The organism is Streptomyces sp. AM6-12, from assembly GCF_044327085.1.
Classification (GTDB): domain Bacteria; phylum Actinomycetota; class Actinomycetes; order Streptomycetales; family Streptomycetaceae; genus Streptomyces.
Genome location: NZ_JBIQWN010000002.1, coordinates 452,878 through 471,629, shown reverse-complemented (window position 1 = coordinate 471,629; position 18,752 = coordinate 452,878). Strand labels below are relative to the sequence as shown.

Here is an 18,752-nt window from a genome sequence, read left to right as displayed (position 1 = left end):
ATACGACCGCGCGACCCGGCCATGCCCGTCGTACGCAGGAACCGTCGGCCACGACCGGCACAGAGTTGTACCAACCCTTGCGACACCCCATACATGACAACCCGCCCCACCGCTACACATACACCGCGAACAAGCGCAAAATGGGTAGTGCGGTGCTCCTCGAACACCGCTCCCACAAGCGGTCTGGCCTGCGCATTCGAAGGAGACGAAAGTCATGGCCAACGTGTCGCACAGGGGTGACATATCGACCCACCCCGATGTCCCCGAAATGCGGGAACGCTACGCCCGCATGCTCGGCGGTCGTGATGTCGCGCTCGTGGACGGGCCGGTGTTCCTGCTCGGTCTGTACTGCGCGGCGTCGCCCTGGATCGTGCACTACTCCGCCGGCCAGCCGGCGCTCATGACCCACAACCTGATCATGGGCATCGCGATCGGGCTGCTGGCGCTGGGATTCACCAGGGCCCCCGAGCGGATGTACGGCCTCAGTTGGGCGATGTGCGCGTTGGGCGTCTGGATGATCATCGCTCCGTGGATCGTGGGCAGCGCCCCGGACGCCGGTGTGATCATCAATAACGTCGTCATCGGCGCACTGGCCCTCCTCCTCGGAATCGTCTGCGCCGCGACATCGGCGAAGGCCACGAAGAGCACGCCCAGGCCCTAGCGGGGAAGGAAGCACGACGAGAACGCGCGAGGAAGGAGCGGATCGTCGAGAAGGAGAAAGGGAAGCAGAACACGGAAGGAAGAAGGACGGAGGGCCGGTGCGCCCAGCGAACCGGCCCTCCCCCACGCTCCCGTGCCCTCCCGGCCAAAACCGGGACCCCTCTCAGCCCCGCACGGTGAAGCTCAGCCACAGGTCCGCCGGCAGCGACGGCCGCCCCGGCACCGCCCGCTCCGCACAGCTCCACTCGCCCGGCGCGACCTCCTCCGCGACCCGCCGCCAGAAGGCCGCCCCACCCGCGTTGTCCCGCTGAAAGGCGACCTCCCAGCACCCCGGATGCCGGTGCAGCACCTCCCGTACGGCCCTCAGCCCGATCCCCGCGCGCCGGGCGCCCCGCACCACGAAGAAGCTGTTCAGCACCCGCACCGGCCCATCGAGCCCCCGTACGAAGGCGAATCCGGCGAGACGGTCACCGCAGGTCAGCAGGTACGGCGCCCACCCGTCGCCGGTGAACGCGGACTCCACCCGCTCGCTGCGGAACGTGCCGTCGGCCGCGGGCAAGCCGCCCTGGAACTCGGACATGTCATGACGGAACATCAGCCACAGCCGCTCGACGGCGGGCCGGTCGGCGCTGGTCGCGGGGCGGACCCGGACGTCCGCGGTCAGAGTCTCGTTCACGCTGTCGGTCATGTTGTCGGTCATGTCGTCGGTCATGAACGAAAGCCTCCCCGGCGGACTCTCGTCCGGGCCGGGGAGGCTCGTCACGCTGGTCGGATCATAGACCTTTGAGGCTCACACTGTCTCGGCGTCCCGCCCGGCCGGGCGTTCCGCGCCGCTCTCCTTCGCCCCGAACGGCCAGACCCTCTCCCGACGCGCCCAGAGCAGGAAGGCCGCGCAGCCGAGGGCCAGCCAGGCCAGGGACCATTCGATCGGGTGGCGGCGCGGGGAGTTGTGGTCGGCGCAGGCGTAGATCACGCACCAGCCGGTGAAGGCCACGAGGGACGGCAGCGGGTAGAGCCACATGCGGTACGGGCGGCGCAGCTCCGGGCGCCGGGCGCGCAGCACCGTCAGGGCCACGATCTGGGCCAGCGCCTGCACCAGCACCATCACGGTGGTGAGCAGCTGGATCAGGGTCGCCAGATCGGTGTGCCGGCCGATCAGGAAGCCGGCCGCGGTGATCACGCCCATGGTCGCCAGGCCCAGCGTCGGGAAGCGGTGCCGGGGATGCAGCCTGGCGTACGGCCGGAAGAAGACCCGGTCGCGCGCCGCGTCGTACGGCACCCGCGAACCGCCCAGCAGGCCGGTGAAGACGGAGGCGAAGGCGGTGATCAGGATGAGCACGGTGACCGTGTCGGCGGCGCCCCTGCCCCAGGTCCGCTCCAGGACGGCGGAGGCCACCGAGGTGGACGCGATGTCGTCCGGGTCGCTCATGCGGTGCCAGTCGACCACGCCGAGCGTGCCGATCTGGAGCAGCAGGTAGATCGCCATGACGCCGAGGATCGAGTAGACGATGGAGCGCGGCAGGACGCGGCCGGGGTCCTTGATCTCGGCGCCCATGTAGGCGGTGGTGTTGTACCCGAGGTAGTCGTACACGCCGATGGTCAGGCCCGCGGCGAACCCGGTCCAGAAGTGCCCGCCGGTCAGGTCGAAGGCGTCCGCCGGGTAGCTGAAGGCCAGGTGCGGGCTGAAGTCCGTCGCGGCGGCGGCGATCACCAGGACCACTGAGGCCATCATCACCGTCCACATCACGGCCGTGATCCGCGCGATGTGCTCGATGCCGCGCCACAGCAGGAGCACCACCAGGGCGATGACGCCGAGGCCGGTCAGGTCGCCGGCCGGGCCGCCGAGGCCGGGGGCGAGGTAGCCGAGGTACTGGACGAAGCCGACCACGCCCGTGGACATGATCAGCGGCACGAACAGCATCGCCGTCCACACGAACAGGAACGGCAGCAGGCTGCCGGTGCGGTGGCGGAAGGCCTCGCGCAGATAGACGTAACTGCCGCCGGAGCCGGGCAGCGCGGCGCCCAGCTCGGCCCAGACCAGCCCGTCGCACAGCGCCAGCACCGCGCCCGCGACGAACCCGACGACCGCCTGGGGGCCGCCGAACGCGGCGACCATCAGCGGGATGGTGACGAACGGTCCGATGCCGCACATCTGGCTCATGTTGATGGCCGTGGCCTGGAACAGTCCGACCCGGCGGACGAAGCCGCCCGGAGGCGGCGGGCTACCGGACATGGGGACTCCTGGAGGCGTCGGGGAGGGGACCCTACGGGTATCCGCGCGCCGGGGGGAAGGCGGTTGACGGATATTCAGCGGGTGCTGTGGCCACGGTCGTTGACAGCCCTGGGACGGCGACCTAGCTTAAGCCCGGTTAGTAAAGTTTCCTAACTTTACGAGCCTGGAGAGCGTCTGTGTTCCCACGCCCCGCCCCCGGCCATCGGCTCGCCACGGCCACCGGACTCCTCGCCCTGCTGGGCTACCTCGCCACCGGCGCCTGGGCCCACCCGCACACCCCCGAACCGCCGCTGCGGCCGGTCGCGGACCTGAAGGCGCCCACCCGGATCACCCGCGTGTCCTCCGCCGCCGGAAGCGCCACCCCGCTCGCCGGGTTCGCCGTCCAGTCCACGTCGAAGGTGGACGACTCCCCGGCGGCCGTCTCCTCCCCCGGCTACGCGACGCGCGGCTGGTACCCGGCGGGCCCGCGCTCCACGGTGCTGGCCGCGCTGCTCGCCGCCGGGGTGTACGACGACCCGTTCCGCTCCACCAACCTGGCGAAGATCCCGAAGGCCGACTTCGAGGTGCCCTGGTGGTACCGCTCGGACTTCACCGTCGCCGACACCGCGCGGCGCACCCTGCTCGACTTCAGCGGGGTCGTCTCCGCCGCCGACGTCTACCTCAACGGCCGTCAGGTGGCCGTCGCACGGGACGTGACCGGCGCCTACACCCACCACGAGTTGGACGTCACCGCCCTGGTGCGGCCCGGCGTCAACACGGTCGCCTTCCGCGTCCGGCCCAACGACCCGGCCAAAGACCTGACCATCGGCTGGCTGGACTGGCTCCAGCCGCCGCCTGACCGGAACATGGGCATCGTCCGGGACGTCCTGGTGCGCCGGAGCGGCCCGGTCGCGCTGCGCGACGCGCACGTCGTCACGAAGCTGGCCGTGCCGTCCCTCGCCACCGCCGACCTCACGGTCAGGGCACGGGTGCGCAACGACTCCGGCGCGCCGGTCACCGCGGAGATCACCGGCACCGCCGGCCCGGCGCGCTTCGGCAGGACGGTCCGGCTCGCCGCCCACGAGACGCGGACCGTCGCCTTCTCCCCCGCCGGCGTACCCGCACTGCGCCTGACCGCGCCGAAGGTGTGGTGGCCGGCCGGGATGGGCGGGCAGCCGCTGTACGGCCTCGATCTGACCGCGCGCGTGTCGGGCACCGCCTCGGACACCGCGCACGAGTCCTTCGGCATCCGGGACGTGCGGGCGCCGCTGAACGCGGCGGGGGCCCGCCAGTACCGGATCAACGGCCGCCCGCTGCTGATCAAGGGCGGCGGCTGGTCGCCGGACGAGTTCCTGCGCTGGGACCGCGCCTACGCCGAGGACCGGCTGCGGTACGCCGTCGATCTCGGCCTGAACACCTTGCGTCTGGAAGGCCACTTGGAGCCGGACGAGTTCTTCGCCCTCGCCGACCGCTACGGTGTGCTCACGCTGCCGGGCTGGGAGTGCTGCACCAAGTGGGAGGGGCAGGTCAACGGCACGGAGAACGGGGAGCAGTGGACCCCGGCCGACTATCCGGTGGCGAAGGCGTCCATGGCCGCCGAGGCCGCCCGGCTGCGGGACCACCCGAGCGTGATCTCCTTCCTGATCGGCAGCGATTTCGCACCCGACGCGACGATCGAGAAGAACTACCTGGACGCGCTGCGGGCCGCCGACTGGAACCTCCCGGTGGTCTCCGCCGCCTCCGACAAGTCCTCACCCCGGCTGGGCCGTTCGGGCATGAAGATGACCGGCCCCTACGACTGGGTACCGCCCGGCTACTGGTACGCCAAGCGCGAGGGCGGGGCCACCGGCTTCAACTCCGAGACCAGCGCGGGCCCGAGCATCCCCACCCTGGACACCCTGCGCCGGATGCTCACCCCGGCCGAACTGGACAGCCTCTGGCAGGAGCCCGACGCCAAGCAGTACCACCGCTCGCCGTCCGCCACCTTCGGCACCCTCTCGCTCTACGACGCCGCGCTCGCCGGCCGGTACGGCCCCCCCACCGGCCTCGCCGACTACGTCCACAAGGCGCAGCTGGCCCAGTACGAGAACGTGCGGGCCCAGTTCGAGGCGTACGGCCGCAACGCGACGGACGCCGACGGGCCCGCCACCGGGGTGATCCACTGGATGTTCAACAGCGGCTGGACCTCCCTGCACTGGCAGTTGACGGACCGATACCTCGATCAGGGCGGCGCGTACTTCGGCGCGAAGAAGGCCAACGAGCCGCTGCACATCCAGTACGGCTACGACGACCGCTCGGTGTCGGTGGTCAACAACCGGCACACGCCGCGGCGGGGGCTCACCGCGCGCGCCACCCTCTTCGACCCGGACGGCACCCTGCGGTACGACGGCACGGCGACCGGTCTTTCGGTGGCCGGAGACGGCGCGCACGCGACCGCGCTGACTCTGCCGGAAAAGGTCCCCGGACTCTCCCGGACGTACCTGCTGCGGCTGGTGCTCACCGACGCGGAGGGCCGGGAGGTGAGCCGGAACGTGTACTGGCTCTCCGGCAAGCAGGACACGCTCGACTGGCAGGGCACCACCTGGTGGTACACGCCGACGACCGGCTACGCCGACCTCACCGGGCTGGCCTCGATGGCGCGGGTCCCGGTGGCGGCGACGGCCACCACCCGGTCCGCCGGGGGCACCTCGACCACGACCGTGACCCTGCGCAACACCACGGCCGGACGGACGCCCTCGCTGCTGACGGACGTGCACCTGGTCGACGGGCGCGGGGCGCCGGTGCTGCCGGTGCGCTGGTCGGACAACGAGGTCGGGCTGTGGCCAGGCGAGTCGGTGACGCTGACCGCCGTCTACCGGACGGCCGATCTGCACGGCACGGCGCCCCGGGTGCGCGTCTCCGGGTGGAACACCCCGGAGCGGACCGTACCGGCGGCATGACGAGGGGGGGGTGGGCCCCGCCGGACCCACCCCCCTCGCGTGCGCGGGCGCTCAGCTCACATTGAGCGCGGTGTCGTCCACGACGAACGAGGTCTGGTACTTGGCGCCCTCGGTTCCGGTGAACTGGAGGGTGACGTTCTGCCCCGCGTAGCCGCTGAGGTCGAAGCTGCGCTGGGTGTAGCCGGAGGCGGCGTTCAGGTTCGAGTACGTCGCCAGGGTGCCCAGCACCGTGCCGGAGCTGTTCAGCACCTGCACCTTGAGGGTGTCGTAGGCGGTGCTGGTCGAGGTCTCGGCCGTGTCGATGTGCAGGTAGAAGCTCAGCTTGGCCGAGGTGCAGCCCGCCGGGATGGCCACCGGCTGGGAGAGCGTGTCGGTGGTCGCGGTGCCGTAGCCGTCGAGCCAGGCGTAGTACGAGCCCGAGTGGGGCGACTCGCCCGTGGCGTTGGTGATGACCTTGCTGGACGCGTTCCAGGTCGTGTTGCCCGACTCGAAGCCGTTGTTGCCGAGCAGCTGGCCCGCGGTGCAGGTGCCGGTGCCGCCGCCACCGCCCGTGCCACCGCCACCGCCGCCGCTGGTGCCGCCGTCACCGGCGAGCCACGCGGTGGCGTTCAGGGCGAGCGCCGCGTTGGTGGCGCCACTGTCGTTCCAGCCGTCGTAGAGGGTGTTGCCGGGGCTGCCGGTGCCGTCGTCGATCGGGGAGCTGTCGCCCCAGAAGGCGACGCGGCCGGCGCCGAAGGTGCTGGTCAGGAAGAAGGCACCGGTGTTGCCCGAGTATCCGCTGCGGTAGACCAGGCCCTTGACCGAGGAGTTGTCGGCGGGCTTGAGGGTGGCGGTCGTACCGTCGGCGAACAGGCTCTTGGTGACCTTGCCGAAGGAGCCGTTCAGCACCGGGTCGGTGCTGTCGCTGATCGCGGCCGGGTAGCCGGAGCTGATGTCGAGCGAGTCGATGGAGAAGCCGAACGGGTCGGTGTTGTCCACGCCGTTGTTCGTCATCAGGTCGTTGAGGATCTCGACCGCGTCGCTGCCGTCGTTGTTGCGGTCGGCGCCGGTGTGGTCGGAGATCATGAACAGACCGCCGCCGTTCTTCACGAAGTTCATGATCGCCGTCTTCTCGGCGGACGTGAACAGCGTGTTGGGCTCAGGCAGGACCAGCGTGTCGAAGTGGGACAGGTCCTGCGCGGACGAACCGCCGTACGTCAGGCTCTGGCCCGAGGGCAGCGTCTTCAGGCTGTAGTCGCCGGTCTTCTGGAGCGCCACGCCCCACGAGGAGAGCGCGCCGGTCCAGTCGGTCTCGGACTGCGGGTCGGCGTTCTGGCCGAGCGGGTCGGGCTGACTGGTGGAGATCACCCAGTCGGCGTTGCCGGCCGTCTCGGCGTGGGCGTTGTCGAACAGCACCCGGTGCGTGGTCGCCGCACGGGCGGGGGCGCTCGCACCGACCTGGACGGCGGCTCCGGTCAGGAGCAGGCCGAGACCGGCGAGTGCGGTGGTGACTCTGCGTCGGGATCTCCTGGATCCGAGCATCCGGCGAACCTCCGTTGTGGGGTGTGGGGAGAGGGAGTTGCGGCGCCAAGTCTGCGCGCGTAGAACCCGCTTGAGGGTTCTACACGCGTCGATGGCTTGAAAGGTACATGGCATGAAGTGCCGGTGAACAGAAAGTCCCGGCAATAAAGCGGCCCGGACTGTCCGCGCGCGCAGCGGGCACCTTCACCAAGGAGGGGTTTCCCGCCGCATGGAGGGGTGGAGATGGAGATTTCGGGCATCATCAGCGCGATCGTCATCGGCCTGATCATCGGTGTGCTGGGCCGGCTGGTCGTGCCGGGGCGGCAGCATATCGGGGTGCTGTGGACCATCGTCGTCGGCATCGTGGCCGCACTGGTCGGTTCCGCGATCGCCGCGGGGATCGGGGTCGCGCACACCAGGGGGCCGGACTGGATCGAGTGGCTCATCCAGATCGCCCTGGCGGCGGTGGGGATCAGTGCACTCGATCGGGCGAGGGCACGTCGTTGACGTGCCGTCAATTCCCCTCGATGTCATAGAGGTAGGGGGTCGTGATGCTCAGCGGGAGGAAGCCGAGGCGTGCCAGGATGGGTCGGCTCATGGGCGAGGCGTCGACCTGGAGGTAGCGGCAGCCGCGGGCGGCGGCGATCCGGGCGCGGTGGGCGACGAGGGCGCGGTACAGGCCCCGGCCCCGCCAGGCTTCGGCGGTGCCGCCGCCCCACAGGCCGGCGAACGGGGTGCCGGGCACCAGTTCCATCCGGGCGGCGCTGATGCTCTCCGTCCCGGCCATGGCGACGACGGCGACCAACGCCCCGGGATCGGCGGCTAGTTGATCGAGGAGCCGACGGCGCATCCGGGTGCCGTCGGTGCCGAACGCCTTCTCGTGCACCTCGGTGAAGAGGTCGACGCCCGCCTCGTCCAGGACTTCCAGCAGCCGTACCCCGTCGGGGAGTCGGGCGTCCAGGTCGAGCCGGTCGATCTCGCCGATCATCAGCGTCTCGGCCGGCTCGGCCCGGAACCCGGCCGCGGTGAGCCGGGCGCCGAGGTCGGCGGGCCGGTCGTGGCTGTAGAGCTTCCACTCGAAGTCATGGCCGTGAGTCGTGAAGGCGGCGATCTGCTCCTGGATCACCGCGTCCGCGTCCGTGCCCGCCGCGTCGAGGCCGGTCCAGAGCACGCCGTTCCAGCCGTCGGCGTCCGCGTGTTGCCGCACCACCTGCCCGACGCGTACGACGCGGGCGCCCGGGCCGTCGGGGAGGGCGTGTTCGCGCAGGAGACGGTCGTACAGCGCGAGGATCTCGTTCTCGTCCATGGCGGCCCAGCCGATCACGCCGGAGGGGGCGCGGCAACGCGATTTCCCGGTCAGCCCAGTTCGAGGGTGGTCACGCCGAACACGCGGTCCTGGGCATGGGGGCGAACCGGGCCGGTGTACATGCGGGCCGTCTCGAAGGAGGAGGCCAGTCCGGCGGCCTCGGCGAGGGCGGTGCCGGTGGTGTTGGGTTCGGGTACGTCGATGGCGAGTTCGCGTCCGGCGGCTTCGGTGGCCAGCGCGGCGAACAGGGCGCGGGCGTCGTCGGCGGTGTCCGCGAACAGCGGTCCGACGCGCAGGCTGTCGCGGCCGGGACGGATCACGCCGTACCCGGTGAGGCGTCCTTCGTGGTGGCGTACGACGGTGTGGTGGCCCGGCGCGGAGAGCCACGCGGCGAGGAAGCGGGGGCGGTCCGCGGGGTGGCAGGCGCTGTCGTAGGCGGTGATCGCGGCGAGGTCGGCGGGCCCGGCCGGGCGGACCCCCTCGGGGGTGCCGGTCGCGGGGGCGGTGCCGGTGAACCGGATCGTGCGGTAGGCGAGTTCGAAGCCGGACTGGCGGTAGTTGTCCTGCTGGGCGACGACTCCGTCGAGGCCGATGGTGCGGGTGCCCGCGTGCGCCAGGGCGGTCTTCCAGGTGGTCAGGCCGTGGCCGCGGCCGCGCAGGTCGGGGCGGACGAGGTAGCAGCCGAGGAAGGCGAAGTCGGCGCCGTAGTTGACGACGGAGACGGCCGAGACCGGTTCCCCGTCGATCCGGCCGAGGAAGAAGCCCTCGGGGTCCTGGGCGAAGAACGCGGGCCCGTCGGCGAGTCCGGGGTTCCAGCCCTCCGCCGCCGCCCACCCGCTGATCACCGGCCAGTCGGCGAGATCGGCGCGGGTGACGACGAGGTCGTGGGGGGCGGGAGAAGTCATCGGTGCGCTCCATCGCGTCGGGGGCCGGCCGCCGTACCGGACGGCCCTTGTCCGCAGCATCCTCGCGGATCAACGGCCTCCGCACCATGGGGTGATCAGCCGACCGGCACCGGAGACGGGCGGTCGGCGTAGGGGGGCGTCGCGAGGCTCCACCGGGCCGGCGTCCGGTCGGGTGCTGGACGGTGGGGGCCCGGTGGCCGGTGGAGGCCTGGGACGGGGTGGCTCAGCGGGTGCGGCTCGGGCGGAAGCGGCGGTACAGGATGGTGCCCGTGAGCAGCAGCGCCGCGCTGCCGGCCGCCGCGGGGGCGGTCAGGTCCGTACCGGTGTGGGCCAGTGAGGCGGCCACCGGTTCCGGCGCGGGCCGCGGGGTGTGCGGCGCGGCCGGGTGGGTCTTGGCGGGGGCCGGGGGCTGCGGGGTGGGCGCCACCGGGTGGCTCGGGGTCTCGCCGCCGCCGTTGACGGAGGTGTTGCCCATGGCCGGGTTGAGCAGCCCCACCACATTGACGCTGTTGCCGCTGATGTTCACCGGCAGGTCGACGGGGAGCTGGATCCCGTTGCCGGAGATCACTCCCGCGGAGTGGTGGGCGGCGCCGTGGGCCGCGGCCCCGCCGGAGGTGGCCGATCCGGCCTTGCCGCCACCGGTCTCGTTCGCGCACGTGTTGCCCATGGCCGGGTTGAGCAGCCCCACCACGTCGACCGTGTTGCCGCACACGTTCACCGGGACGTCCACCGGCAGCTGGATGCCGTTGCCGGAGATCAGTCCGGGCGAGCCGGCCGCGACGCCGTCGGCACTCGCGCCGTCGGCCGCGAACGCGGCGGACACCGGCCACGCCATGGCCATCGCGCCGGAGGCGGCGACGGCGGCGATCACGCCGTTTCGGGTAGCCCGTCTCATTGGTTCCTGCCTTCCAGACAAGTTCGCGGGCAGTCACCCGCACCCGGTAAAACGCGGGTGAACCGCCCGAGTTATGGCTCAGCGGGCTTTCACCCCATCGAGCGGCATGGCCGATAAACCGCTTGTAAGGCCGATCAATGATCACTAATCGGGCGCGGAGCATACGGCACCCGGTGGCGTTCCGCTCGCCCGGAGGCGGGCCGAACGGGGCCCACTTATGGTGAGCGAAAGGGCGCCGTCCCGGTCCGCTGCGGGCGCCCCGGGAGGCGATCGATGCTGGCCAAGCTGTGCACGCGGTCCGCGGTGCGGCGCTGCGCGGGTACCGGAGTCCTCGCCCTGGCGCTGCTCGGCCCCGCCCTGCCCGCGCCCGCGGCCTCACTTCCCGCCGCGGCGGGAAGCCCCGAGCTGTCCCGGTTCTACCGGCAGAAGGTGACCTGGGGCACCTGCGCGGGTCCGGGCATGCCGCGGCGGATGCAGTGCGGGAAGGTGACGGTCCCGCTCGACTACGCCCGGCCCGGCACCGGGACGCTCGAACTCGCGCTGGCCCGCTACCGCGCCACCGGCGGCTCCCATCACTCGGTGCTGCTGAACTTCGGCGGCCCCGGCGGCGCGGGCGTGAACGAACTGGCGTACGACGGCACGCAGTTCCTCGGACTGACCAGCGGCTATGACGTGGTCACCTTCGATCCGCGCGGGGTGGGCCGTTCCTCCCCCGTCAGCTGCGGCGACGACAGCGGCCAGGCCGCGGCCGTCACCGGCGCGGACGCCGACCTCGGCCATCCGCTGGCGCTGCTGCGGCAGTTGCGGCTGAGCGCCGACGCGTGCGCGCGCAACTCCGGGGACGTACTGGCGCACATAGGGACCGTGGACGCCGCCCGGGATCTGGACGTGATCCGCCAGGCCCTGGGCGAGCGGAAGCTCAACTACCTCGGGTTCTCCTACGGGACGCGGCTCGGCGCGGTGTACGCGGCGCAGTTCCCGCACCACGTGGGGCGGATGGCGCTGGACGGCGTGGACACCCTGACCGAGTCGCTCGCCGAGCAGGGCATCGACGGCGCGCGCGGGCAGCAGACCGCGCTGGAGGACTTCCTGGACTGGTGTACGAGGGACGCCGGCTGCCCGTTCGGGCGGGACCGGCGCGCGGCGGGCGACGCGGTGGTCTCGCTGGTGCGCTCGCTGGACCGGCGGCCGGTCACGACGGACGGCGGGGACCCGTTCTCCGGGCAGGACCTGGTCGCCGCCATCGTGCAGGCCCTCTACAGCCGGGACCTGTGGCCCTCGCTGGAGCGGGCGCTGGGCTCGCTGACGCGGGACGGCGATCCCCGAGGCGTCATGGGCTTCGCCGGCGGCGGTGCCGGCCCGGTCCTGGACCGCCCGGCGACCGGGCACGCCGGGCTGGTCGACCCGCAGGACGTGCCGGCCGACAACCTCCAGGCCGCCCTGCTGGCGATCAACTGCGCGGACGACCCCGACCGGCCCTCCGCCGCCCGGATCACCGCGGACCTGAAGCGGCTGCGGGCCGCGTACGACGAGGCCTCCCCCGTCTTCGGCCGCTACCGGCTCACCCAGGTGCTGATGTGCTACGGCCGCCCCAGGGGCACCGATTTCATCCGCACCCGCGTGAAGGACGTCGACACCCCGCGGATGCTGCTGGTCGGCACCCGCGGGGATCCCGCGACGCCGTACCCGTGGGCGGTCCGGACCGCGCAGCGGCTCGGTCCGGCCGCGGTCGTCCTCGACAACAAGGGCGACGGGCACACCGGCTACGGCTCCTCCGTGTGCGTGCACCGCACGGTGGACGACTTCCTGCTCCACGGTTCCCTGCCCGCCTACGGCAGCTCCTGCCCGGCGGACGGGAGGGAGTGGAGCGTCTTCCCGAACCGCATCGACCGTTGAAGGCACCGGCCGCCGACCGGCGTCCGTGACCGCGACCGGAGGGACACCATCATGCGCAAGCGCGCCGCCATCGCCGTACCCGCCGCCTCTGCCGCCGTGACGGCCCTGCTGCTGACCGCGCCGCCGGGAGCGGCCGCCACCCAGGCCCCGCCGCGGGTGGCACCCTGCGTCCAGGGGGAGCTGACGCTGCGGGCGGCCACCGTGCCGCACCGGCCCACGGTGGTGCGGGTCAGCGTCACCAACCACAGCGGACGCGCCTGCGCCATCGACCGGGTGCCGCTGGTGACCTTCGGCGGTCTGGACGGGGCCGCGCTGCCGGTGGCCGGGAACGGCGCGGGCCGGCTGCGGCTCGCGCCGGGCGCGACCGTCCACGCCGATGTGCGCACCATCGTGCGCCCGGCGGATCCGCAGGCCCGCCGGGCCGCGTCGGTCACCGTCGGCGACTGGGCGGGCCGCTGGGGCCGCGTCTTCACGCCCGCCCGGCTCGGCACCGGCGCACGGGTGCCGGTGTGGGAGCCGGTGACGACGGCCTGGCAGCCCTCGTCGAGGGCCGCGGACCGGGACCTGGGGCTCGGCGCGGCGACCCGGCCCACCCCGAAGCCGGCCCCGGCGAAGACGACACCGGCTCCCAGCCCGACCCCGACCAGGACGACGCCGACGCCGAGCCCGGCGCCGACGAGCCCGAGTCCGAGCCCGACGAGCCCGAGCCCGACGAGCCCCGCGCCGGCGAGCCCCGCCAGCCCCAGCCCCGGCTGACACCCGATGGCTGACGGGTGACGGCTGACAACGGCTCGCCAGGCCGCTCTCAGCCGAGGACGAGTTCCGGCGTGTACAGGTCCAGCCACTGCGCGAGGTCCAGGGTGCGTTCCAGGCCGCGCCGGGCCGCCTGGTCGGTCACCGGGTCCTCGCGTTCGGCGGCCTGCCGTACGCGGTCCCGGTCCACCAGGTCGAAGACACGGTGCGAGGGCCGGGCGAGCAGGTCCTTGGCCTGTTCCTGGAGGGCGCGGGCGTAGCGCGGGTCCTGGGTGGACGGGTAGGGGCTCTTGACCCTGTCGTACACGCTCTGCGGCAGGACGTCCTTGGCCGCCTCGCGCAGCAGGCTCTTTTCCCGGCCGTCGAAGGACTTCAGGGCCCAGGGGGCGTTGAACACGTACTCGACCAGGCGGTGGTCGCAGAACGGCACCCGCACCTCCAGGCCGGTGGCCATGCTCATCCGGTCCTTGCGGTCGAGCAGGATGCGCACGAACCGGGTCAGGTGCAGGTGGCAGATCTGGCGCATGCGGAACTCGAAGTCGCTCTCCCCGGCGAGCCGTTCGATGTCCGCGACGGCCGTGCGGTAGCCGTCGGCTATGTACCTGTCCAGGTCGAGGTTCTTGACCAGGTCGGTGCGCAGCACGTCGGAGTCGTCGCCGAAGTGGCGGCCGAAGCGCACCAGCCAGGGGAAGGTGTCGGCGCGGCGGGCGTCCTCGTCGAAGAACTGGAGGTAGCCGCCGAAGACCTCGTCGGCGGACTCGCCGGACAGGGCCACCGTGGACTTCTGCCGGATGGCGCGGAAGAGGAGCAGCAGCGAGGCGTCCATGTCGCCGAAGCCGGCCGGCAGGTCGCGGGCCCGGATGACCCGCTCGCGCACGGCGGGGTCCGCGAGGGACTGGGCGTCGAGCACGATGTCCTGGTGCTCGGTGCCGGCGAGCCGGGCGACGTCGTGCACGAAGGGGGTGTCGGGGGTGCCGCGCAGTTCGTCGGCGACGAAGTTCTCGGTCTGGCCGACGAAGTCGACGGAGAAGGAGCGCACCGTCTCGCCCTGCTCGGCGAGTTGCCGGGCGGCGAGCGCGGTCATGGCGGAGGAGTCGAGGCCGCCGGAGAGCAGGGTGCAGCGGGGCACGTCGGCGACGAGCTGGCGGCGCACGATGTCGTCCAGCAGGGTGCGCACGGTGGCGATGGTGGTGTCGCGGTCGTCCTCGTGCGGGCGGGTCTCCAGGCGCCAGTAGACGCGGGTGGACAGGCCGGAGCGGTCCACGGTGACGACGGTGCCGGGCTCCACCTCGCGCATGCCGTCCCAGATGGCGTGTCCGGGGGTCTTGATCATCACGAGCAGTTCGCGCAGGCCGTCGAGGGTGACCCGGCGGCGGGCCAGCGGGTTGGCGAGGATCGCCTTGGGCTCGGAGCCGAACAGGACGCCGTCGGGCGTGCGGTAGTAGTAGAAGGGCTTGATGCCCATGCGGTCTCGGATCATCACGAGCTTGTCGCGGCGGCCGTCCCAGACGGCGAAGGCGTACATCCCGTTGAGGCGTTCGGCGAGCGCGTCGCCCCATTCGACGTAGGCGTGCAGGACCACCTCGGTGTCCGAGTCGGTGGTGAACCGGTGGCCGCGGTCGGTCAGTTCGCGGCGCAGCTCGGTGAAGTTGTAGGTCTCCCCGGAGTAGACCAGCGCGACGGTGCCCTCGGGGGTCTCCAGGGTCATCGGCTGGCGTCCGCCGGGCAGGTCGATGATGGCGAGCCGGCGGTGGCCCAGGGCGGCGGGTCCCTCGGTCCAGGTGCCGCGGTCGTCCGGGCCGCGGCAGGCCATCGTCTCGGTCATCGCATGCAATGTGGTGGCCTCGGCGCTCAGGTCACGATCGAAGGAAACCCATCCGGTGATGCCGCACATGCGCTGCCTCCTGCCTCCGGCCGACCGCCGGTACCGCGTCCAGCTGTGCTTTCGCGGGGGCCGCGGTGCCGACCGGCGAACCAGTTGTATCGAGCACCTATATGACGAGCGTCCGTCAGCGTCCGGTACCGGTCAACGCGGACGTAACACGGACGCAACCTCCCACCCGATGATTTCGGCCGCGTTTTGCCTGCGCGAGGTCCGCGAATCGCGGCAGTGGAGCGCCGCAGGTACCGGGAATCGGCCACGGGCAAAAAGTTCCCCAAGCGGCGGGCGCCGTCCGGGCCCGCGGTGAGGAAGCGCCCAGCGCTCCGGCGGGCCGGCCACCGGAGCGCGCGGACACATCCCGCCACGCGGACACATGTCCCGAATACCCCGAATGCCGTACGTGTGAATCAGCCCTATGGTTCTGTCATGGAGCACGCACTGAGTCCCGCAACCCTTGCCGAACTGCGGCGTCCGCGGCCCTATCCGGCGGTGTCCGTGCTGACCCCGACGCACCGCCGCGGAGCGGGCAACGAGCAGGATCCGGTCCGGCTGCGCAATGTGCTGGCCGAGGCCCGCAAGCGCCTGGAGACCGACCCGGCCGTGACCCGTGAGCGGCGCGCGGACGTCGACGCCCAGCTGGAGAGGGCGCTCGCCGAGGTGGACCTCACCCATGCCGAGGACGGCCTGGTGATCTTCGCCGCGCCGGGCGAGCACCAGGTCTGGTCGCTGGCCCGTAGCGTCCCCGAGCGCGTGGTGCTCGCGGACACCTTCCTCACCCGCAACCTGGTGGCCGCGCAGGCCGCCGAGCGGCCCTTCTGGGTGCTGTCCGTCTCGGCCGACCGGGTCACCCTGTGGAGCGGCGGGGTGGACCGGGTGGTGGAGGAGCACGCCGGGGGCTTCCCGCTGATCCGCAGCAAGGAGAACTTCGACGCCGAGCGGCAGATGCGCGTCGGCGACCAGCCGAGCACCTTCCGCGACGAGGGCACCCGCCAGTTCCTGCGCGAGGCGGACACCGCGATGGCCGCGGTCCTGCGCGACCACCCCCGCCCGCTGTACGTCACCGGCGAACAGGCCGCGCTCTCCCTGATGGACGAGGCCGGCAGCATCTCCCGGCGCGCGGTGCACGTGGGGCACGGCGGGCTCGCGAACTCCGGACCCGAGGCGGTGTGGCAGGCGATCAAGCCGGCGCTGGAGGCGGAGGCCTCGAAGGGCACCAGCGCCGTGATCGAGGAGCTGACCGCCGCGCGCGGGCGCAAGACCTTCGCGGCGGGCCTGGACGAGCTGTGGCAGAGCGCCCGCGAGGGCCGGGTGCGGCTGCTCGCCGTGGAGGAGGGCTTCCAGGCCATCGTCCGCGACGACGGCGACCACCTGATACCGGCCGACCCCGGCGACCTGGACGCCCGCAACGACATCGTGGACGAGATCGTGGAGCAGTGCCTGGAGACCGGCGCCGACGTCCGCTTCGTACCCGACGGCACGCTGGACGAGGAGGACGGGATCGCGGGGGTGCTGCGGTTCTGACCCGTCCCCGCGGGCCTTGAGTGCGGGGCCGGGCACATGGGGCGGGAGGTCCGGGAGCTGGAGAGCGGCGGGCGGGTGGCCGTCGGACTCGCGCCGCGCCCGGACCTGTACGCCGCGGTCAGCCGCTGACGCTGGCGGCGCCCGTCTCCAGGTGGCCGGTGAACCGGCGCGACCAGGTCGCGTCGGAGTCCACGGTGATCGTGAAGTCGTACCAGCCGTTGCTGTACGCGACCGCGTTGAAGAAGTCCTCCGTGGAGGCACCGGCGGCGACGGTGTACGTCCAGGGTCCGTCACCGCGGTAGTGGTTGGAGGTGATGGTGAACTTCACCGAAGCCGAGCCGGAGTTGGTCATCTTGAAGTAGATGGCGAGCTTTCCGCTGCCCGGCTCCACGGCGTAACGGGTGCTCACCTCCGCCGACTTGCCCGCCTTGGTGGCGTCACCCTGGAAGCGGCGCAGGAAGCGGTTGGGACCGACCATCGACAGGTCGTACTTGCCGTCGCCGTAGCCCGAGCCGATGTTGAAGTAGTCGGTGGCGGTGCCGCCCGCGTCCACCGTGTACTGCCAGGGCGTGGTGTCCCGGTAGGCGTTGGGGTGGATGGAGAAGTGGGCCGCGCGGGAGGCGGGGCCGCCCTGGTTGGTCATGACGAACCAGGCCAGCGTCTTGCCGCCGGCGTCGAACTCCAGGCGGTCCAGGTAGCCGCCCGGCTGGTACGGCAGCGCGCGGGCCGGGCGGGTGCCGGGCTCCTGGGCGGGCAGCGCGTTGTCGGTCGGCACCGGGTTGGGCAGCGAGGTGCAGTTGTCGATGCCGATGACGCTGGTCGCAGGCAGCGGGACAGGGCCCTTGACGGGGTGGGCGAAGTCGAAGACGCCGGTGAGGTCGCCGCTCACCTTGCGCCGCCAGTCGCTGATGTTGGGGCACTTCGCGGGCGTGCCGAGGGCGGCCGTCCAGGTCTCCAGGAAGCGCAGCACCGAGGTGTGCTCGAAGACCTCCGAGGACACCCAACCGCCGCGCGTCCAGGGCGAGATGACGATCATCGGCACGCGGAAGCCGAAGCCGATCGGCACCCCGTTCAGGAACTCGTCGGCGGTGCCGGAGGGCGGGGACGGCGGGGGCACGTGGTCGAAGTAGCCGTCGTTCTCGTCGTAGTTGAGGAACATGACGGTGGAGTCGAAGACGTCCTCGTCGGCGGCGAGGGCCTGGTAGACGAGGTTGACGAAGTGGGCGCCGTCGCCGGGCGGGGCGTAGGGGTGCTCGGAGAACGCCTGGTTGGCCACCACCCAGGAGACCTGCGGGAGGGTGCCCGCCTGCACATCGGCCTTGATCGCGGCGGCGATGTCGTCCGGGGTGGAGCCGGTCACCTTCGGCACCGAGGCCATGCCGCGGTCGTACAGCGGGTCGCCCGCCTTGGCGTTGGTGAACTTGCTGAAGTACGCGCAGGCGTTGTCGCCGTAGTTGTCGGCGGCGTTCTGGTAGACCTTCCAGCTCACCCCGGCGGCCTGGAGCGCCTCGGCGTAGGTCTGCCAGGTGAGGCCGGACTCGTCGCCGCCGTCGTTGCTGGAGGAGTCGACCTTGCCGCTCCACAGGAAGGTGCGGTTGGGGCCGGTGGCGCTGAGCGTGGAGCAGAAGTAGGCGTCGCAGATGGTGTAGTTGTCGGCGAGCGCGTAGTGGAAGGGAATGTCGGAGCGGTCCAGATAGCCGAGCGAGCGGACGTTGCCGACGCCCAGCACCCAGTTGTCCATGCGGCCCTTGTTCCAGGCGGAGTGCTGGGAGGACCAGGAGTGCGGCAGGTCGCCGTTGCACTGCGCGAGGGTCTCGCCGTCCTTGCCGGCCGCCGACGGGGTGGCGCTGAGCTTCCACGGGTACTGGCGGGAGAGCAGGTTCGGCTGGTTGAAGACGGAGTAGTTGCCGCTGAGGATGATGCCGCTGCGGTCGTCGAAGCCGCGCACGCCCTTGAGGCGGCCGAAGTAGTGGTCGAAGCTGCGGTTCTCCTGCATCAGGATCACCACGTGCTTGACGTCCTTGATCGTGCCGGTCGCCGTGGTGGCGGCCGCCGCGGCGGTGCGCGTGGTGGCGCCCAGCGCCACTCCCGCCGCCACGGATGCGCCCAGCCCCACGAAGCCCCTTCGGCTGATCGGTGTCATTCGTCCGTCCTCGGTCACGGGAGTGCCCCTGCGGCACACCGCGGGCCAGGGTGCCCGCGCCGGTCGTCGGGGTCCATACCCGTGCGGTGAGGCGAAGATGAACAATATTCAAATCCGGCCAGGCTGGCCGGGACCACCGC

The 18,752-nt window shown here is 71.9% G+C and carries 14 protein-coding genes; 6 read left to right on the top strand and 8 right to left on the bottom strand.

The genetic code is table 11. From position 1 onward, the window contains the following. The first annotated feature begins 214 nt into the window (after positions 1-214). A complete protein-coding gene (locus ACE4Q9_RS30435; protein WP_397987730.1) occupies positions 215-661 on the top strand; it encodes an SPW repeat protein in 447 nt (148 codons plus the stop codon). A 162-nt stretch (positions 662-823) separates the two neighbouring features. On the opposite strand, the gene ACE4Q9_RS30430 is transcribed toward ACE4Q9_RS30435, so the two are convergent. Together ACE4Q9_RS30430 and ACE4Q9_RS30425 are read right to left on the bottom strand one after the other, a co-directional pair. After that, positions 824-1,372 carry a GNAT family N-acetyltransferase gene (locus ACE4Q9_RS30430; RefSeq protein WP_397987729.1) on the bottom strand — a complete coding sequence of 183 codons (549 nt, stop codon included), beginning with the start codon at positions 1,370-1,372 and terminating at the stop codon, positions 824-826. Between the two features lie 78 nt (positions 1,373-1,450). Next, complete coding sequence (locus ACE4Q9_RS30425; protein WP_397987728.1) at positions 1,451-2,893, bottom strand: APC family permease; 1,443 nt, start codon at positions 2,891-2,893, stop codon at positions 1,451-1,453. Positions 2,894-3,069: 176 nt separating this feature from the next. Here ACE4Q9_RS30425 and ACE4Q9_RS30420 point away from each other — a divergent pair, with 176 nt between their 5' ends. Next, a complete protein-coding gene (locus ACE4Q9_RS30420; protein ID WP_397987727.1) occupies positions 3,070-5,811 on the top strand; it encodes a glycosyl hydrolase 2 galactose-binding domain-containing protein in 2,742 nt (913 codons plus the stop codon). A 51-nt stretch (positions 5,812-5,862) separates the two neighbouring features. On the opposite strand, the gene ACE4Q9_RS30415 is transcribed toward ACE4Q9_RS30420, so the two are convergent. After that, positions 5,863-7,332 carry a hydrolase gene (locus ACE4Q9_RS30415; protein ID WP_397987726.1) on the bottom strand — a complete coding sequence of 490 codons (1,470 nt, stop codon included), beginning with the start codon at positions 7,330-7,332 and terminating at the stop codon, positions 5,863-5,865. Positions 7,333-7,554: 222 nt separating this feature from the next. Between ACE4Q9_RS30415 and ACE4Q9_RS30410 the strand changes: the two genes are divergently transcribed. After that, positions 7,555-7,818: a GlsB/YeaQ/YmgE family stress response membrane protein gene (locus ACE4Q9_RS30410; RefSeq protein WP_397987725.1), complete on the top strand. Its 264-nt coding sequence runs from the start codon at positions 7,555-7,557 to the stop codon at positions 7,816-7,818. Between the two features lie 7 nt (positions 7,819-7,825). On the opposite strand, the gene ACE4Q9_RS30405 is transcribed toward ACE4Q9_RS30410, so the two are convergent. From ACE4Q9_RS30405 to ACE4Q9_RS30395, 3 genes are all read right to left on the bottom strand, one after another. After that, positions 7,826-8,617 (bottom strand): GNAT family N-acetyltransferase, encoded by a 792-nt coding sequence (locus tag ACE4Q9_RS30405; protein WP_397987724.1) that lies wholly within the window; start codon positions 8,615-8,617, stop codon positions 7,826-7,828. A gap of 50 nt (positions 8,618-8,667) precedes the next feature. Then, positions 8,668-9,522: a GNAT family N-acetyltransferase gene (locus tag ACE4Q9_RS30400; protein WP_397987723.1), complete on the bottom strand. Its 855-nt coding sequence runs from the start codon at positions 9,520-9,522 to the stop codon at positions 8,668-8,670. Positions 9,523-9,745: 223 nt separating this feature from the next. After that, positions 9,746-10,393 (bottom strand): chaplin, encoded by a 648-nt coding sequence (locus tag ACE4Q9_RS30395; protein WP_397987722.1) that lies wholly within the window; start codon positions 10,391-10,393, stop codon positions 9,746-9,748. Positions 10,394-10,690: 297 nt separating this feature from the next. On the opposite strand from ACE4Q9_RS30395, the gene ACE4Q9_RS30390 reads away from it, so the two are divergent. Together ACE4Q9_RS30390 and ACE4Q9_RS30385 are read left to right on the top strand one after the other, a co-directional pair. Then, positions 10,691-12,313 (top strand): alpha/beta hydrolase, encoded by a 1,623-nt coding sequence (locus ACE4Q9_RS30390; RefSeq protein WP_397987721.1) that lies wholly within the window; start codon positions 10,691-10,693, stop codon positions 12,311-12,313. Between the two features lie 51 nt (positions 12,314-12,364). Next, positions 12,365-13,069, top strand: coding sequence for a DUF4232 domain-containing protein (locus ACE4Q9_RS30385; RefSeq protein ID WP_397987720.1), 705 nt, complete (start codon positions 12,365-12,367; stop codon positions 13,067-13,069). A gap of 49 nt (positions 13,070-13,118) precedes the next feature. Here the strand turns inward: ACE4Q9_RS30385 and asnB are convergent, their stop codons facing one another. Next, complete coding sequence (gene asnB / locus ACE4Q9_RS30380) at positions 13,119-14,960, bottom strand: asparagine synthase (glutamine-hydrolyzing) (RefSeq protein WP_397987719.1); 1,842 nt, start codon at positions 14,958-14,960, stop codon at positions 13,119-13,121. Positions 14,961-15,374: 414 nt separating this feature from the next. Here asnB and ACE4Q9_RS30375 point away from each other — a divergent pair, with 414 nt between their 5' ends. Continuing rightward, a complete protein-coding gene (locus ACE4Q9_RS30375) occupies positions 15,375-16,469 on the top strand; it encodes a chemotaxis protein (protein ID WP_397987718.1) in 1,095 nt (364 codons plus the stop codon). Between the two features lie 118 nt (positions 16,470-16,587). On the opposite strand, the gene ACE4Q9_RS30370 is transcribed toward ACE4Q9_RS30375, so the two are convergent. After that, the gene (locus ACE4Q9_RS30370; RefSeq protein ID WP_397987717.1) at positions 16,588-18,612 is read right to left on the bottom strand and encodes a phosphocholine-specific phospholipase C; all 2,025 of its coding nucleotides are present in this window, start codon (positions 18,610-18,612) and stop codon (positions 16,588-16,590) included. Positions 18,613-18,752 lie beyond the last annotated feature (140 nt).

What these genes read in the sequence shown, in the direction of transcription:
- ACE4Q9_RS30435 (WP_397987730.1), top strand. Translation starts at nt 215, where the DNA reads ATGGCCAACGTGTCGCACAGGGGTGACATATCGACCCACCCCGATGTC.
- ACE4Q9_RS30430 (WP_397987729.1), bottom strand. Translation starts at nt 1,372, where the DNA reads ATGACCGACGACATGACCGACAACATGACCGACAGCGTGAACGAGACT.
- ACE4Q9_RS30425 (WP_397987728.1), bottom strand. Translation starts at nt 2,893, where the DNA reads ATGTCCGGTAGCCCGCCGCCTCCGGGCGGCTTCGTCCGCCGGGTCGGA.
- ACE4Q9_RS30415 (WP_397987726.1), bottom strand. Translation starts at nt 7,332, where the DNA reads ATGCTCGGATCCAGGAGATCCCGACGCAGAGTCACCACCGCACTCGCC.
- ACE4Q9_RS30410 (WP_397987725.1), top strand. Translation starts at nt 7,555, where the DNA reads ATGGAGATTTCGGGCATCATCAGCGCGATCGTCATCGGCCTGATCATC.
- ACE4Q9_RS30405 (WP_397987724.1), bottom strand. Translation starts at nt 8,617, where the DNA reads ATGGACGAGAACGAGATCCTCGCGCTGTACGACCGTCTCCTGCGCGAA.
- ACE4Q9_RS30400 (WP_397987723.1), bottom strand. Translation starts at nt 9,522, where the DNA reads ATGACTTCTCCCGCCCCCCACGACCTCGTCGTCACCCGCGCCGATCTC.
- ACE4Q9_RS30390 (WP_397987721.1), top strand. Translation starts at nt 10,691, where the DNA reads ATGCTGGCCAAGCTGTGCACGCGGTCCGCGGTGCGGCGCTGCGCGGGT.
- ACE4Q9_RS30385 (WP_397987720.1), top strand. Translation starts at nt 12,365, where the DNA reads ATGCGCAAGCGCGCCGCCATCGCCGTACCCGCCGCCTCTGCCGCCGTG.
- asnB (WP_397987719.1), bottom strand. Translation starts at nt 14,960, where the DNA reads ATGTGCGGCATCACCGGATGGGTTTCCTTCGATCGTGACCTGAGCGCC.
- ACE4Q9_RS30375 (WP_397987718.1), top strand. Translation starts at nt 15,375, where the DNA reads ATGGAGCACGCACTGAGTCCCGCAACCCTTGCCGAACTGCGGCGTCCG.
- ACE4Q9_RS30370 (WP_397987717.1), bottom strand. Translation starts at nt 18,612, where the DNA reads ATGACACCGATCAGCCGAAGGGGCTTCGTGGGGCTGGGCGCATCCGTG.